General features: G+C 34.9%; 13 protein-coding genes and 1 pseudogene. 10 read left to right on the forward strand and 4 right to left on the reverse strand.

The annotated features are described in order from the left end of the window. Positions 1-73: 73 nt before the first annotated feature. From HGO23_RS02970 to HGO23_RS03015, 10 genes are all read left to right on the forward strand, one after another. Complete coding sequence (locus HGO23_RS02970; RefSeq protein WP_209027925.1) at positions 74-1,156, forward strand: asparagine synthetase A; 1,083 nt, start codon at positions 74-76, stop codon at positions 1,154-1,156. 69 nt (positions 1,157-1,225) lie between these two features. Further along, on the forward strand, positions 1,226-2,053 hold the full coding sequence (locus HGO23_RS02975; RefSeq protein WP_244967870.1) for a class I SAM-dependent methyltransferase: 828 nt from the start codon (positions 1,226-1,228) through the stop codon (positions 2,051-2,053). Positions 2,054-2,136: 83 nt separating this feature from the next. Then, the gene (locus tag HGO23_RS02980; protein ID WP_209027926.1) at positions 2,137-3,126 is read left to right on the forward strand and encodes a S66 peptidase family protein; all 990 of its coding nucleotides are present in this window, start codon (positions 2,137-2,139) and stop codon (positions 3,124-3,126) included. Beyond that, positions 3,123-3,884: a nucleoside phosphorylase gene (locus HGO23_RS02985; protein ID WP_209027927.1), complete on the forward strand. Its 762-nt coding sequence runs from the start codon at positions 3,123-3,125 to the stop codon at positions 3,882-3,884. The genes HGO23_RS02980 and HGO23_RS02985 overlap by 4 nt, the downstream gene beginning before the upstream one ends. Beyond that, entirely contained in the window at positions 3,881-4,471 is a 591-nt protein-coding gene (locus HGO23_RS02990; protein ID WP_209027928.1) for a VOC family protein, read from the forward strand. Before HGO23_RS02985 ends, HGO23_RS02990 begins: the two co-directional genes overlap by 4 nt. Before the next feature lie 20 nt (positions 4,472-4,491). Beyond that, positions 4,492-4,914 (forward strand): lactoylglutathione lyase, encoded by a 423-nt coding sequence (gene gloA / locus HGO23_RS02995; protein ID WP_209027929.1) that lies wholly within the window; start codon positions 4,492-4,494, stop codon positions 4,912-4,914. Positions 4,915-4,922: 8 nt separating this feature from the next. Further along, complete coding sequence (gene leuS, locus HGO23_RS03000; protein WP_209027930.1) at positions 4,923-7,397, forward strand: leucine--tRNA ligase; 2,475 nt, start codon at positions 4,923-4,925, stop codon at positions 7,395-7,397. 127 nt (positions 7,398-7,524) lie between these two features. After that, positions 7,525-8,667 (forward strand): His/Gly/Thr/Pro-type tRNA ligase C-terminal domain-containing protein, encoded by a 1,143-nt coding sequence (locus HGO23_RS03005; RefSeq protein WP_209027931.1) that lies wholly within the window; start codon positions 7,525-7,527, stop codon positions 8,665-8,667. Between the two features lie 148 nt (positions 8,668-8,815). Next, complete coding sequence (locus HGO23_RS03010) at positions 8,816-10,039, forward strand: ATP-grasp domain-containing protein (RefSeq protein ID WP_209027932.1); 1,224 nt, start codon at positions 8,816-8,818, stop codon at positions 10,037-10,039. Positions 10,040-10,062: 23 nt separating this feature from the next. Further along, positions 10,063-11,331, forward strand: a complete 1,269-nt coding sequence (locus HGO23_RS03015; RefSeq protein WP_209027933.1) for an MFS transporter — start codon at positions 10,063-10,065, stop codon at positions 11,329-11,331. Positions 11,332-11,381: 50 nt separating this feature from the next. Here the strand turns inward: HGO23_RS03015 and HGO23_RS03020 are convergent. From HGO23_RS03020 to HGO23_RS03035, 4 genes and pseudogenes are all read right to left on the reverse strand, one after another. Continuing rightward, positions 11,382-12,100, reverse strand: a protein-coding gene (locus tag HGO23_RS03020; RefSeq protein ID WP_209027934.1) for an IS1 family transposase whose coding sequence is annotated in 2 segments (ribosomal slippage) — positions 11,382-11,854 and positions 11,854-12,100 — 720 coding nt in all. Because the reading frame shifts where the segments join, the coding sequence is not laid out codon by codon here. A gap of 385 nt (positions 12,101-12,485) precedes the next feature. After that, a pseudogene (locus HGO23_RS03025) lies at positions 12,486-13,657 on the reverse strand (IS3 family transposase). Between the two features lie 471 nt (positions 13,658-14,128). After that, positions 14,129-15,847, reverse strand: a complete 1,719-nt coding sequence (locus tag HGO23_RS03030; RefSeq protein WP_209027935.1) for a GNAT family N-acetyltransferase — start codon at positions 15,845-15,847, stop codon at positions 14,129-14,131. Continuing rightward, positions 15,804-17,420: an ATP-binding cassette domain-containing protein gene (locus HGO23_RS03035; protein ID WP_209027936.1), complete on the reverse strand. Its 1,617-nt coding sequence runs from the start codon at positions 17,418-17,420 to the stop codon at positions 15,804-15,806. The genes HGO23_RS03030 and HGO23_RS03035 overlap by 44 nt, the downstream gene beginning before the upstream one ends. Positions 17,421-17,422: the final 2 nt, after the last annotated feature.

Here is a 17,422-nt window from a genome sequence, read left to right on the forward strand (position 1 = left end):
GCTATTGGGAATAGCCATTTTTTTCTTTCTCAGTCTGATTTTGAGTATAACTTATTTTTATATAAGGAAAATCATGAATAGTGATAACGTAGCTGAAAGGCCAATAATAAATGAAGTAATAGATAGAAAGAATCAGTTTAAAAATATAATACGAGCTAAACAAAGTTGGATTAATCACAAAAATCATTTCGAGAGTGCAATCTTTGATCCGTGGTATAAATCTGTCACAAAAATACACTCAATAATCTCAGTTAAAACAAGTGATTTCTTTAACTCAAGAGGATTATTACCTGTTCTACTTCCAGTTACAACAGGATCAATTTCAAGCCCGATGGGTCTAGGTTCAGATTCGATGCCAGTTAAGATTAACCTTGGTGGGGTAGATACTTATCTGGCAGATTCGATGCAATTTCTATTGGAGTATGCATTAAGACTAAATGATAAAGGCGTATATTACATAATGCCAACATTTAGAGGAGAAGAGCAAGATAAAAGGCATCTTAATCAATTCTATCATGCTGAAACGGAAATTATAGGAAGTCTTCCTGATGTTATTGAACTTGCAAGTTCATACGTAACGTACTTATGTGACCACTTTTTATATAGCGAAAAAACACTAATTTCTCAATTCACGAATAACCTAAACCATCTGGAGAAACTTTCAAATTTGAAGGGAAAAATCCCTCAATTAAAGTTTCAAGATGCAGTCAAGCTATTGGAAGATAACAATCAATACATTAACAACACTGAGCATGGATTTAAGAAAATAACCGATGAGGGTGAGAGAAAATTAATTGAATTATTTGATGGCCCCGTATGGCTAACTCACTTCCCAAGTTTATCAGTGCCATTTTATCAGGCTAATTCTAACGAGGCTGGATACTCTTTAACTGCGGATTTACTAATGGGAATTGGAGAAACTTTGGGAGCAGGTGAAAGAAACACTTATGCAGAAGACGTAATAACTAACTTAAAAGACAGGAATGTATCTCAAGATGAGTACGATTGGTATATTCGCATGCGGGAATTAATGCCTCTAAGAACTTCTGGCTTTGGAATGGGCATTGAAAGATTTATCCTCTGGTTGATAAATCATGATGATATTAGAGATTGTCAACTGCTTCCTAGAGTGCATGGAGAGGATATTCTCCCATAATCTTATTTTAAAAAAATTATAGTGCATTATCAATGTACTGACATAATTTAATTTCCAAAAGGAAAGGTAATGAAAAAATTAACGTTAGAGTCAATTCCTAAAATAAAGTACTTTCCAATGATCGGTATAGTAAAAGAAACAAATAGGCCGCCTGGAGGAATGAAAAGTATTAGACTAATTGCCAAAAATGCTTTTTTGGATAATACAAAAAAGATACTTGAGGTTGGAACTGCTACTGGTGTAACTGCAATCGAGCTGGCAAAATTAACCGGATGCTACATTACTGCAATCGATATTGATGATAATAACCTTATGGTTGCACGAGATAGAGCAACAAAAGAAAATGTCACAAGAAATATCTCATTTGAGAAGGGTGATGCAACCGAAACTCAATACGAAGATAAAACTTTCGATATGGTTTTTTGCGGGAATGTTACGTCATACTTTGATGACAAAGTTAAAGCAATCAAAGAGTATGACCGCGTCCTTAAAGATAATGGCCTAATCGCAGCCATTCCAATGTATTACATCAAAGAACCAAGTGACAGTCTAGTCAGTGAGGTGTCAGATGCAATTGATGTCAGAATTAGTCCTTTATTTAAAAAGGATTGGGTAAAGTTTTTTGATTTACCCGGCTATGAGCTTGTGTCATGCGAAGATTTTTCATTCGATAAAATTACCGATGAAAAAGTAAAGGAATATGTAGATATCATATTCCAGCAGGCACATTTGCAAGAGTTGAAGGATGATATTAGGGAGGCTCTATATAACAGGTATAGCTACTTCATGCATCTTTTCAGAACAAATCTAGCACACATGGGTTTTTCTCTAATACTACTGAGAAAAGTTACATGCCCAACTGAACCAGAATTGTTCACAGCTGCTGCACTCGATTAAAAACCAAGAAATTATCATATCAGCCGTTTTGATCTGATATCAAGCGGCTTAAAAGCACAATTTTAACTGAGTGTGAAACATGTATGAATGAGATTATTGTGGTTGCTCCAGCTAACACTATGAAGCATTTAAATGCCTGTATGATTGATATTGGCAAGAGTAACCTACTGAAGTTAGGTTACAAAGTATCCATCAGTGAAGAATCTTTTAGAGATGTAAATAATATAGCAGGTACTATTGAGGAACGAGCGTCTAGCATCAATCGTGCGATTTCAGATAAATCGGCTGAAATAATCATGGCTGTATTCGGAGGTTACAACAGCAATGATTTACTACAGTATATCGACTTTTCATTAATGAAAAAGCTAAATAAAAAACTTTTTGGATACAGCGATATTACATGCCTACTGAATGCATATTATGCAGTTACCGGTGGTTGCGCTTATCATGGTCCTGGGTTCGGAACGTTTTGTGACCCAAACATCTCGGATGATACAGTTGCAAGCTTTACGAAAGTACTAAACATTAATGATGAAAAATACGAAGTTAAGCAACCAGAAACTACTGCAAGCGATTTGTGGTTTATGAAACCTGGGTACGGCCCAAGAGAATGGGTAACACATCCCCAATGGACTGTAGTTAATGAAGGTGAGGCTAAAGGGATTCTTGTTGGTGGTAACATTGAATCCTTACTTAACCTGATTGGCACAAAGTATTGCCCTGAATTTAAAGACAAGATTCTACTTATTGAATCAAGTTTTAATACTGACCCAAACAGATTTAGAATGTGGCTTTCACATCTCAATTTATGCAATGTTTTCGATAAAATAAATGGGTTACTTATAGGTAACTTTACGGCCTGTACCAGAAAAAATTTAAGTGATAGCTTGCTAAAAAATATGTTATCTGATTATGTGCCAAAGCATGTACCCATTTTAATAAATTTTTCTTCATCCCATACCGACCCCATTCTAACTGTACCAATTGGTGGGGAAATATATGTGCGATTGCAAAAAAACATCGGAAAAATTTTTATTTCGACTGACAATAGAGAACAAAAAGAGGTTTTATGAGTAATAAATCAGTTGTTGACCCCAATAAGTTTATCAATTATTTGAAGGAAAATGGTTATCTAAGTAAATGCGTTCCACCAAAAATAGTTATAGTAGTATTTTTAGAGAGCCTTTTAAACTATTGCAAAGAAAAATATCCTCTTAAGAAAATTGAAGGATTCGATGCTGGTGAATTATTTTTATTAGAAGATAATAGTTCAGTTGCTATTTTCTTTTGCAAAGGTATCGGTGCACCTGTTGCTGTCATAAACTTGGAAGAGTTGATCGCTTATGGCGTTAGTAATTTTATAGTTGTGGGTTCGGCTGGAGCAATCAGTCCAAATTTATCAATCGGAGATATTGTCATCTGTAATAGTGCGCTTCGTGATGAAGGTACTTCACGTCATTACATTGATAAAGGTACAATATCATCACCCACTGAAAGTTGGACGAAAGAGATAAAAGTTCATCTAAGTGAAAAAGTTGCTGAAGTTCATGAAGGGGGAACTTGGACAACAGATGCACCGTATAGAGAAACAGAATCTAAAGTGGTTGACCTGCAAAATAAAGGGTATTTATGTGTAGAGATGGAAGCCTCTGCAATGTTTACTGTTGCTGATTTCTATAATGTTTCAATTGCAGCTTTATTTGCTATTAGCGATTCTTTAGCTGACCTACAATGGACTCCGGGATTTTTTTCAATAAAGGTAAGCGATTCATTACACGAACTTATTGATTTTTGTCTGGAATTCTCGGTTAAAGCAGAGGCCAATGTATGATAGATGTTATTGATTTTGGTCATATTAATATTGTTGTAGATGACGTTGATGAAGCAACTAGTTATTACCACAAATTATTTGGTTTTGAGTTAGTTCAATTTTTCCCTCGATTTCGAAACGTCGGATTTGCTAAAGGTGCTGGGTTTTTAAAAGAACCAAACGATGTCGATGTTTCAATAAATTTTTTGAAAATACCAAATACTATAATTTATATTGAGTTGATTAGTTATAATTTTCCTAAAAATAATACTCCTCCTAATAGATTTCAGCCAAATGAGTTAGGAGGTCCTAGGCATATTGCATTACGAGTAAAAAATATAGAAGATGCGTATTCTAAGGTAATAAGTTCACCAGATGTTTTTCCCCTTATAACGGATCCCTGCTATAAACCAGCCCAATTATCTCTAGTAGAACCTAGTGATTTCGTGTTCGCAGATGAAGAGATGGAAAGTAATACGGAATTAAAGTTGAAGGCAGCAATGGTTTCAAGCGGGATTAGCTTTGTATATTTTTCGGATAAATATGGTGTAACATGGGAGTTAGAAGAAGCGCCGTCAGATGTTGATGATCCTGCGTTATCAATTTAAATTTTTTCACAGGAGGACGTGTGCGTTTAGCTCATACTATGATTAGAGTATCAAACTTAGAGCGATCTATTGATTTTTATACTAAAACTTTAGGGATGGATTTATTAATTTCCAAAGACTTTCCTGAAGGTAAATATACTATTGCCTTTGTAGGCTATGGTGGGGAATATGATGGAGCTTTAATTGAGTTGACTCATAATTGGGATACCAATTCCTACGATCTCGGTGATGGATTTGGTCATATTGCTATTTATACACATGATGTGTGTGCAATATGTAAAAAAATTGAATCTCATGGAGGCAATATTGTTCGTCAACCTGGACCAAAAAAATATGGTACTACCATAATTGCTTTCGCAACCGATCCTGATGGTTACAAAATCGAGTTCGTTGAGTGTGAACAAGAAAAAGCTAAGAAAAAAGCTGAGAATAAAAAATGGTAAATATATCTATGTCATTACAAATTAACGAAACCTATGATCCAAGAAAGGTTGAAAAAGAAGCACAATCATTTTGGTCATCTGCTGGTACTTTTGTGACTAATGAAGATAGTCCAGGAGATAAATTCTATGCACTATGTATGTTTCCATATCCAAGTGGAAACATTCACATGGGACATGTAAGAAACTATTCAATTGGTGATGCAGTTGTTCGTTTTCAGAAAATGCGCGGAAAAAATGTTCTACAGCCAATGGGGTGGGATGCTTTTGGTCTTCCCGCCGAAAATGCAGCAATTAAGAACGATACTCATCCTGCTGTGTGGACATATAAAAATATGGACAATATGCGTAATCAATTGAAACAAATGGGTTACGGGTATGATTGGAATAGGGAAATATCAACTTGCACACCTGATTATTATCGTTGGGAGCAATGGTTATTCATAAAATTATTTAAAAAAGGTTTAGCGTACAAAAAAAAATCTCTAGTTAATTGGGATCCTGTAGATCAGACTGTACTTGCGAATGAACAAGTCATTAATGGCCGTGGTTGGCGTTCGGATGCTATCGTTGAAAAAAAAGAGATTTCTCAGTGGTTTTTGAAAATTACAGCATACGCAGATGAACTACTTTCTGGTCTTGATACATTAAATGACTGGCCTTCTCAAGTAAAAACTATGCAAAAAAATTGGATAGGAAAGTCTGAAGGAGCTTTAATTTCATTCAAGGTTACTGACGCTGAAAGCAGCGTAGAAGTCTTTACATCAAGACCTGATACCGTTTTTGGATGTACATTTGTAGCAATATCACCCGATCACCCTATATCTATAAATTTATCCGAACATGATAGAGATATAAAATATTTTATCGATAAATGTAATAAAACGTCTACAGCGGAAGCAGATATTGCGGCACTCCCGAAAGAAGGTTTGTTTACTAATCTATATGCTATTAATCCTATAAATAATGAGTCTGTACCAGTTTGGATTGCAAATTATGTTTTATCCAGTTATGGAACTGGCGCTATCATGGGGGTTCCTGCTCATGATGAGCGAGATTACGAGTTTGCTGCACGCTATGACCTGCCTGTTAAACAAGTAGTTTCACCTAACAAGCCTCAGCAACTAATAGATCAACCTGCTAATAATGTTTATTCTGACTATGGCACTTTACTTAATTCAGAATTTTTAAATGGTTTGGAAAGTAAAGAAGCGGGTAAAGTCATTATTGAACGATTAGTAGCTATGAATGCCGGTTCCTCTAAAATACAGTATCGTTTACGTGACTGGGGTATATCACGACAGCGATATTGGGGGGCACCTATACCTATTATATATTGCGAGGAATGTGGAATTGTACCAGTACCTGAAAAGGACCTCCCTGTAGTACTACCAGAGAATTTTGATTTTTCTGAGAAAACAAATGTTCTAAAAAATCTTCCTGATTTCTATAATGTCGACTGCCCATGCTGTGGAAAGAAAGCAGTTAGGGAAACTGATACATTTGACACGTTTGTTGAGTCATCATGGTATTCAGCTAGATTTACATGTGCTGATAATACTAATGAAATGTTAGATGAAAGGGCTGATTATTGGTCACCTGTTGATCTTTATATAGGCGGTATTGAGCATGCTATTTTGCATTTACTTTATGCTAGGTTCTTCCATAAAGTAATGCGTGATGAAGGTTTGATGAAGTCAGATGAACCCTTCATCAAATTATTTACTCAGGGTATGGTACTGAAGGATGGTGCCAAAATGTCAAAATCCAAAGGAAACGTTGTAAACCCTCAAAACTATATTGATACCTACGGTGCTGATACTTTACGTCTCTTTATGATGTTTGCAGCTCCGCCAGAGCAGCAGCTTGAGTGGTCTGATTCAGGCGTTGATGGTGCCCATAGGTTTATAAAAAGACTATGGAATACGATATATCGTCATTCTGAAGTCTTTTCTTCATCGCATGATGTAGTGATTCAAAAATACACTTCAGATCAGCAAGTGCTGAGACGAAAACTTCATGAGACGTTACTCAAAGTCACTGAAGTTATGGAGGTTAAATTCAGTTTTAACACAGCAATTGCTGCTGTTATGGAATTATTAAATGCGTACAATAAATTTAATATTGTCGATGAGAAGGACAGAATTGTATGCCAGGAAGTTTTAGAGAAAATAGTTATTATGCTTTCCCCCATTATCCCACATGTTACACATGTTCTCTGGTTCGCATTGGGTCAAAAGAAACCATTGATCAATGAGCCTTGGCCTGAAGTAGATGAGTCGGCTCTTCATCAAGAGATAGTCACAATTGCTGTACAAGTAAATGGTAAATTTCGAGCTGAATACTCAATCAAAGTGGGAACCACAGGCGACATTCTTACAGAACAGTTATTAAATCTTAAGGAAGTAAAAAGACACATAACTGGTAGGGATATCAAGCATACAATTATTATACCTGATAAGCTTGTCAATTTTGTGACTTCCTAAAATTTAAAAATATAATTTTGATGTTTGTAATGTAGATGGTATCTAGGAATGACTTTCAGAATAAAGTCATTCCATTCTTATTCATTGAATATACTTCATGTAAAAATTACTTTAGAAGGGGGTCGACTTGCGACTATCAAAACAGATGTTTCCTGATAAATACAGATTACCCAAACTTTTGGATCAAAACTCCACAATGTCATTATTAGATTCTGGTCCATTCTATCAAATGGTCGAGCGTGGTATACCGTTATTCTTACCTATTGGTAATAAGATAATGACGGCCATTGAACATTCTTGCATCAAAGAAGCTGAGTTATTTGACTATAACCATATAGACATGACACAAATGATCCCAACAGATATTCTTTCTTTGGGAGAACAGTTTAGTGATGGTTTTCTAGAACAATTTATTTTTCTTAAAGGGAAAATGGATCGCTACCATTTGCTGTCTACCCCAGAACCTTTACTGTTAAATTTTATGAGGGAAGGACTTATCAGTTATAGACAGCTTCCGCTAAAAATGATGTTTTCGGCAAAATTTTACCGACAACTGAGCCAAGTACATAGTATCCTTAAGACTCGTGAATTCAAAATGCTTGCTGGAGCTTGTTTATATGAGTTCAATAAAAATTTACAGTCATTCAAACATTTGTTTCATGATTATATGTTGCATTTGTCTGAACTTTATTCCTTACCAATAGAATATCAGATAAATTATGATAAAAAATTTAATGAATACTTCTATTTACATCCAGATGGGGATGAAAAATATGGAGATATTTCCGCAATAAGTATTTCCATGGCTTATGAATATGGACAAGATAAGAAAGTATACGCGCGATATTGCAGTAAGTATAATAAAAAAATGAACGCAAAATTTGTCACGTTTGGGCTTGGATTGCAAAGGCTTTTCTTTGCAATACTCGATAATTGTAGAGATAAAAAGGGCTTTAATATCCCTAAGAATTTACGTCCATTTGATATATGCATCATACCACGACATAGCGAAGATTTAAAATACTGTCAAGAGTTGGCAAGTATGCTTGATACTTCACCTGATCGTGTCTTAATAGACGACCGTAGTAAAGTAAAATTGTCTGATAAGGAGCGTTTTGCTGATTATCTCGGCATACCTCAAAAACTATTAATTAATAAGCATGAGGTTGTAGTCACTCATAGAGATTCCGACACATTGCTCAAAGAGGCTTTTCAATTATCACAAGTAACAGGGGGGGGTAATTCAATTTTCCACATCAGATTATCATAATTAGTTCAATATTAGATGAGTATTTACAATGCCACTATTTATAGTTTTCGCCTTTTAATCCTTTATTACTAATTATTTGTTAACACTAAGGGATTTTATGCACAAGGGCGAAATATCAATTCACTTTTAAAAAAAGTTGAGGTTTTTTATGTTTCTTATTTGTAAATATTGGTTTGATTCATACAAGGCTCTTGATTCTCTAGGCCAAAACTACATAGCTATTATTGAGAGTTGTGATGTTCATAATGTACACCCCTCTCATGAAACTACTGGTTGTATGAAAGGAAAATTCGTAATTCCCACTATAGACAGCATCGAGTCACTCACTAGTATTGTGAACACAATCAAACTTAGCGGTTTAAATATTGATCGCGTCATATCCATAGGTGAATTGAGTCAGTACGGGGCAGGCTTTTTAACGGACCAACTGAAATGCAAAGGGCTATCATTTGATGCAATTAACTTAACTAGAGACAAACGGTTGATGAAAACTAAGTTTAAAGAGTTAGGTGTGCCCTGTGCTAATTTTTATAGTTATCAGGATAACGTTAATTTTGATATGCTTAGTTATCCTTTAGTCGCCAAGCCAGCATGTGGCTTTGGATCTTTTAATACAAAACTGATGCATAATAGTAATCAATTGCACGATTATGCAAATAATTTCAAAGATTTTAAAGACCATCATCTGATTTCAAATGCCATAATCATTGAAGATTTTATCGATGGGGATGAATACGTTGCAGACTGTTTTATCAGTTCCAATAAGGTTGTTTTTCTATCAATATCAAAAGATAATCTTCCACGTATGCAAGTCACTAATGAACCGGGAAGGTTTGATAGTGCAGAACATCTTAATATCAAGCTTAATCATGATTTGTATAAGTGTATTCACTACTACTATTCTAAAATAGTGGACGGTTTCAATATCAATGAATGTGTTTGTCATATGGAGTTTTTCATAAATAAATCTGGCGAAATTATTGTTTCCGAAGTTGCCACCAGACCTGGCGGTAGTTATTTTAATCACATGGCAAAACATGTTTATGGTAAAACCCTTTATGAAATTTGGTTTGAAGGTGTGCTCAGTCCTAATGAGGAGATTTTACATGAGTTAGAGCCTGATGATTTTTTTACTATTGTAAATATGATTCCTCAGAAAAATGGAGGGCTTGCTTGTTTACCAACTTTAAATTCATTATCGGATTACAGAACTTTGATAGATATTATACCCAGAAAAAAATGTGGTGATGCCATGCATACAGGAGTAGCACTAGATTATACTTGCTTTTTTGTTTTCAGAAGTAAAGATAAAGCAATGTTAGATGGCGATGTGAATAAATTTGTGGTGAATTTTGATTTTATCATTTTTTGAATTCAATTTTATGGAGGGAAGGTATGTCAACCATTTTATCCAAATTTAATTTGTTTCAGTTAGTGACTTTCTCAATTATGATAGCCAACAGGGGGGCTTTTTTCTTCCTCACTTGGCTCTCAATTCCTAAAGGACCTTTATTTATATCTTATGTTATAGGCTTATATTGGTGGGTTTATACAATTTCAATGCCTTTTGCTGGTGCATTAGTGGATACCAGCTCGAAATATAAAGTTTCTTTATTAGGTTCAATCGTCACTTTAATTGCGATAGCCATGCTATATCTAGGCCATGATAATTACTCTGAATTAGTGATCCTTTTCATTTCTCTTATTTTGTCTGTTGGAGCGATGATATTCACTGTGTCTTCTATAAGTTATTCTGCATATCTAGTCGGCAAAAAAAAAGATTTAGTAAGATCTTTTAAAATTAGGTCTATCGTAATGTCTTTGACTTTATTTGTTGGACCAGGGTTAGGTGGGGTGTTTTTATCATTTGTCGGTGAGAGATTAATGTTAGTTTTATTGCTAATTTTTTCTGTGCTTGCAATTTTGATGTATATAAAATTACCTGTCGATTATAAGGCCAATGAAACTAAGCCACTTAGTTTCATTGGATGGTATGAAGATACTAAACGGGGTTTTACTGCTGTAAGAAAAGTTCCAACTGAGTTAAATATTGCATTATTTATGATGTTGATAAACTTTTTTATTACTCCTTATCTAAATATAGCTATGCCGTTGTTGGTTGTTAAACTTTATCATTTCACATCTTATGAACTTGGTTTCCTATTGGCCTTGTTTGGGGCTGGAGTGATATTTGGCAGTTTCGTGATAACACTCATACGCTTTAATAACTCAATGAATTTTCGTTTATGTTTATCGGGTGTCATAATTTTGGGGTGTAGCCTTGTTTTATCAGCCTTCGTTTCCAGTCGCTATACGCTTTATTTTCTTGTTTTTATTGCTGGGCTAGGTGTAGCTCAGTTCAATGTTATTGTCACTTCCTCCAGAGCCTCCGCTATTCCAGATCGCTATCGCTCACGGATTGAAGCTTTCGTATTGTTTATATCCCAAATAAGTATCCCTTTAGGCTCATCACTATGTGGTTTACTTATCACATGGTTAGGTGCTAGATATTCAGTTTTAATTTTCGGGGTAGTCATAATTTTTGCTTCTTTTCTTTTTTATAAGATACCTAATATCAAAGGGCTCTTAGGCCAAGATATAGTAGAAGATAAAGAAATGCCTTATTACGAACTAAAGTATCCAGATGCTTTTAAAAACGAATAAATTTATTTTTAATTAAATTTATTCGACCAATATATACAGGAAATTAAAAATTAAGGCCATGACTCCAAAGCGTTGTAATGATGTTTTTCAATATATGCACCAATCAGCTTTTCGTGGACTTCTATCGAACGTGAATAACAAATTGTTTTTCTTGCCAATCGTTTGATATGAATACGCAGATTGAGATTATGCCGCTCAATGCGTTGAGTAAAAATTTTTCCCACTAAATGCTTTTCAGACTCAATTTCTCGGGTGTAACTCCCCCAGTCATCCGTCGTGATGAAACGAATGCTAAAAGGGGTCAGTAAGTCGAGCAATTTGCGGCAGGTTGCATCGGTTCGCGGACCGAATACATGGGCTATGACCTGTTTTCTTTTTGTATCAAATGCATACCAAAGCCAGTGGCGTTGTTTTTTGTTGCCCACAAAAGACCATTGTTCATCTAATTCACAGATGAGAGTCACATCTTCGTAAACGGCCTGTCTCGTTGTTACTTGTTTTGGCGAGAGTTTTTTAAAGTGCGTATTACCGTATTGATACCGACACCTAAAACGCGGCCAGTGTCTCTCACACCAGAGCCATTCATTGCCATATCAACAATTTTCTCTTTCATGTCAGGTTTATGGCCATTGTAACGATAGTTAAGTTGAAAGGTTTTCCGGCAATCCTTGCAATAATGGCGCGGGAAGCCTGCTTTACCTGTCCCGTGTTTACGTACAGGTTCGGTTTGACCGCAATATCGGCAAACAACTTCTATCTTGACAGTCACATGTGGGTTCCACTAAAAAAACACAAGAATATCAAATTAACGCTTTAGAGTCACGACCAAAATTAAGTCTTTCAAAACACGCATTCAATGCTTTTTTTAGAGGTTTTCTGACCATAGCCCCGATTTGTTCCCTTGCTCCCTCTTAGCCCTTGCTACGTTTGGCTTTCAACGGAAAAATCGATTTTGAATAGCACTTGATAAAACGTGATAACCTGTTGAATATAGGTTTTTTTGTTTTTTTAAAAAATTCATGTAATCCGTTTGGCTACCTTTGGCATCATTCCTGTTTATTTTTTCTGTCTTGACCTATACGATTCAATGTGTCAATGAGGGTTGTTCTTTTTACACCAAAATTACGGCAAATAGCAGCTTTGGACTGTTGTGGTCAAGAAGTTTCGGACACATTTCTAGCCTCTTCCCACAGTCTTTCGTATTCAGCGGGAGAAATTCCCCCATTAAAGCGATGAGGACGAATGTCGTTGTAATACCTGCCAAAATAGTCTGTGATATCCCGCATTGCCTCATGAATGTCCCGATAGCCTTCAGGCGGGCTCCATTCACTTTTTAAACTCCGGAATACCCGTTCCATGGGGGAATTATCGTAACAGTTACCCTTGCGGCTCATGCTTTGAATAATTTTATTTTGCCAAAGTAAGCGACGAAACTTTTTACTCCTGTATTGGCTACCTTGGTCGGAGTGAAAAACCAGCCGTCCTTCAATATGACGTGTTTCCAGTGCGTTATTCAAGGCCCGGCAGACCAGCTCAGCATCCGGCGAAGAAGCGATGGCCATTCCCACTACCCGACGGGAAAATAAATCCGTCACCACGGCCAGATAGCTCCAGCCCGCTTTTATACGAACGGATGTGATATCTCCGCACCACTGGCTATTTGGGCAAGCCGGCGCAAAATGTTGCCGCAAGAGATTAGGGGAAACGAGAGACGCTTCTCCGACCTGATGATAACGGTGCCCTCCAGGTTGACGGCTTTGCAGACCGCATTCCTGCATTAAGCGTCTGGCCTTCCAGCGTCCCACCGGCCAGCCTTCATTGGTCAGCAGGTGGCTCAAGGTATGGCTGCCTATCGCCCCCCGGCTTTAGTTATACAGTTCACGAACCCGGATGCGCAACTGCAGACGTTCCGTGTCAACCGGCCGTTGCCGCCAGTCATAATAGGCACTGCGTGACACCTGGAGCATTTGACATAATTCGGTCACCGGACATCGGGGGCTCAGCCGTGTGATCAACGCATAGCGCCACTGCGCATCTCGCTCATCAACACGGCCGCCTGCTTTAGGATTTCTTTTTCCATTTCCAGGCGTTTCACCTGTTTTTCTAAGGCTTGTATCTGGCGTTGTTCGGGCGTCATCGCCTTACCCACAGGCGTGATCCCCTGAATTTCGGCTTTGTACTGGTGAACCCATTTTCCCAGCGTGCTGTTATTGATCCCCAATGAATGGGCGACATCGACAACTCGTTGTTGATGGAGAACAACCTGTTGAACCGCTTCCAGCTTAAATTCAGCGGAATACTGGCGTTTGGTGAGTTTCAATTTCATGGTCACACCTCATTGTCATGTGAATAACATTAGCAGGCTTTTGAGGTGTCCGAGATCCTTATACCACTACAGGAATTATGGGGCATACTGATCGCCTACAATCTGGTTCGGCTGGAGATGAGTCGGATGGCAAAGGCCTAGCGTGTTGAACCGCTTAGGATAAGTTTTATCAATGCGTTACGGTTGATACAGGATGAATTTTTATGGTGTTCAGGACGCAGTCCGGGCACGATACCGCAAAAATTAAAAGCCCTCAGGGAAAGTGGTAAGTGGCTGATCTTACCCCAAAAGCGAAAACGTCAATCGATTCCAAGGCAAGTGCTCTTCAAAGCACCTCGTTACCCTTATAAAAAAAGAACCGCTCGTGCTTAAGCGAGCGGTATTACTTATGAAGCGGGGCATTTTTTAGAAATAGGTATTGTTGAAGTTTAATGTAATAGTGAATATCAATGTACAAACATCCCTTACTAATCAATGAATAGCGTCTAAAATGATTTTGTTACATTGAATTTCATTATTCATTAGAATATATTTGTAAATACTATCTCTATAGTTTTTTGAAAAGTGATTATTGTTATTTAAATAATTATTTAAATATCCAGGATAATCACAAATATCATGTAAAGGAAAATATATTGATATTCCTTTACCTTTTAAGTGTTCAGGTGTTTTTATATTCAATAAAATGGATTTGTTAATATAATTTTCTAGTGAAATTAAATCTGTATTGGATAGGGTTTCAGTAAACTCAGTTTTAAGATTTTTTATGAAGTCATATAAATCAATCATATTTGCTTCATTTTCATAATCTTCGGTAGCTCTTCTTGCTCTCTCTATTTTACTAATATAGTTTTGTTTTTTCATATTAGAAGATAATTTATAAAATATTCTATCAACAAACTCAACAAGATCATTTATTTGATTTAAATTTATCACAGAACCTTGAATGTCATCAGATGCATCATTTTGTGTGATAGATTGTTCTACATAAGATGATAAAATTTTTGCTGCAATAGCTTCTGAGGAAAAATATAAGTTAAATGATTCAATAATATCCTTGTAGTTCCATCCATTTTTATGTGTATAATCTACTGAGCCAACAAGATAGTTTCCGTAAGGTTGAAGCGCGTATGCTGTTTCTATATTAGCCATTTTACAGTTATCAAATCCAATGATTTCAAATTTAGTTTGTTTGACAGAACTGTTTTTAAATGCAAGAGCCATATCATTGATGCTCATTTTTTTATTTCCATAATTCTCATCACCTCCATAACCTCCTGCAGCCCCCAAACCATGCCCCCAAAAGAAAATATAATATGAATTGGAAGGAAAAGATTCTAATCCCCATGTAATGAATGATGATAACGTATTTGATGAATCCATATTTTGATCAGGTAGCTGATCTATTAAATTTAATTTATTATTAACAACCTTCCATCTCTGAATAAAATTATTTTTAATTTGTGGTAAATGCCATTTTAAAGCACCTCCTGTTTGAATTATTATGTTTAAATTATCGGGTTTTTTAGCGGAAAGTATTTCCTGAATATCATCAGTTGCTATTTTAAAATCGGACTCCATATCTCCTCCTGTAATATAGATAAAGATAGTATTAATATCATTTGTATTAGACGAAGCATGGCTGCCTTTCATTAAAATAATAACTGAAGAAATTAATAGAAAAATACTTATGCAAAGAAAATTATTTCTCAAATAAAATTTTGACATATTCACTATCCTCAATGCTGTTATATTTCCATCCATTTTTCTAAAAAAAGACAGAGCGTTTTTATTTTCAAAAGACATTATTGCTTTCCAAGTATTAGTTTTTTTATATTCTTCACAATTCATTAAGTAATTAAGGATCCTAGTACCATAACCATGTTTATGAAAAATAGGGTTAACCGCAAATTCAAGCATGGTATAATAATTATGTTCTATATTTGGTAAACAAATGCCAACAACGCCAATAAGTACATTATTATCATAAAATACTAATTGTGATATCTCAGGTGAATTTAAAGTACAGTTCAGCCATTCGTTATCGATGTCACCTAAAAATTTTGAGACACTTTCATCATTAAACCATGTGGAATACTCAGAATATTCATTCTCAGTAAACTTACTTGCCTTTATTCCCATTATATTATCTTCTTTTGTTAATAAGTTTAACCTTAACAGCGTTATCATCTAAATAATCTTCTATTTTTTTATGGCTGATTATTATTAAAGTTGTTCTTGAATTCAAATAATTTATAAGCATGTAAAATAAATTATCACCATTTGAATCTAATGCTGAGTTTATTTCATCTAATAAAATCAAATCATAGCTTAAATAGTTTAAATATGACTTAGACATTAAAATCCTTTGCCATTGCCCTCCTGATAATTTTAAATAATTCTCAAATCCCTCAACCAAATAATAGTTAAAATCTATTTCAGATATGAAGTCTAGTTCAAAAAGATGCATAACCTTAAGAAGGTCATTGTTATTGAATTTATTAAAAGGATCAATGAACTCTTTCAACGTGATGGGTAAAGGTTTAAAGTTTTGAGAAATATATAATATTTTTTCAGGATTAATGCTTGATGAAATTTCACCTGAAAAATTTGAATATAATCCACTAATTATATTTGTAAGTGTACTCTTACCACTTCCATTTTCACCATCAAGTATATATGTTTTATTTTTTTTAAATTGTAGGTTTATGCTATTCAGCACGTTATCTTTCATCCTATTATAGGAGAAATTAACATTTCTCATAGTTATAATATTTTCATTGTCATTTTTAGATACAATATCAACATAACGATAGTTTGAGTTTTCGATTTTATCAAGAGATAGTGTTGATAAAAAACCATAAATGAGTTGTGAAAAATTGGCTATCAATGTTGTTAAACTAGTTCTAATTTGCATAATAGAACCGAATATAATCATCAGATTTCCAGGTGTAGGGTTAATGCTTTCTCTTGTCTGATATAGGGTAAAAACTAATAAAAATAAACCTGGTATAGAGCAAAATACTAAGAATCTAACACCTTTGAATCTTTCTTTAAAAACTCTATTCAATATTATATTGTAAGTACGATCCCATTTTGAAAATAAAGTTTTTCGAAAATTATCAACTCTTATAGAGTGTGAGGACTCAATTCTTGTCAAACATTCATAATATTTAGATATATAACTAAATTCAGAAGAAAATTGAGTTTCAATTTCCCAAATTTTAGATTCAGCTTTGAATCTTGCATAGATTATCGGAAACATTCCAATTATAACTGTAAACGGTATCCACCAATCTAAACTAAATAATAAGGTGGAAATTGAAATTACACTTATAAACCCAGTCATAAATTGTGAGACATCACCAATAAAATCAGATATATGATCTATTTTTGACTCAGTCAGATAAAAATTATTTTGAAATTCTTTTTCATTAAGATGATTTATGCTATTAGGTGATGAAGCTTTCCTTATTAAAAGTTCTCTTACGTTTTTTTTAGCAAAATCACTTATTATACTAGAAGCTACCGCTTCAACAATCTCAATTATCTCACTAAAAACAATTAACACACATAAGAAAAATATTAACAATAAATATAAGCTTTCATTGCTTAGATTATTAATTGCAGAACCCATTAGGTATAAAGTAATAGCAGGTAAAATACCTAATGCAACTTGAAAGAAAGTAATAAGTATTAAATATTTTTTCTTTCCATTCATCAATATGTTGAAGATGTTTTTAGATAGTAAATATTTTTTCATTA

The sequence above is a fragment of the Xenorhabdus budapestensis genome (assembly GCF_017743015.1).
GTDB classification, from domain to species: domain Bacteria; phylum Pseudomonadota; class Gammaproteobacteria; order Enterobacterales; family Enterobacteriaceae; genus Xenorhabdus; species Xenorhabdus budapestensis.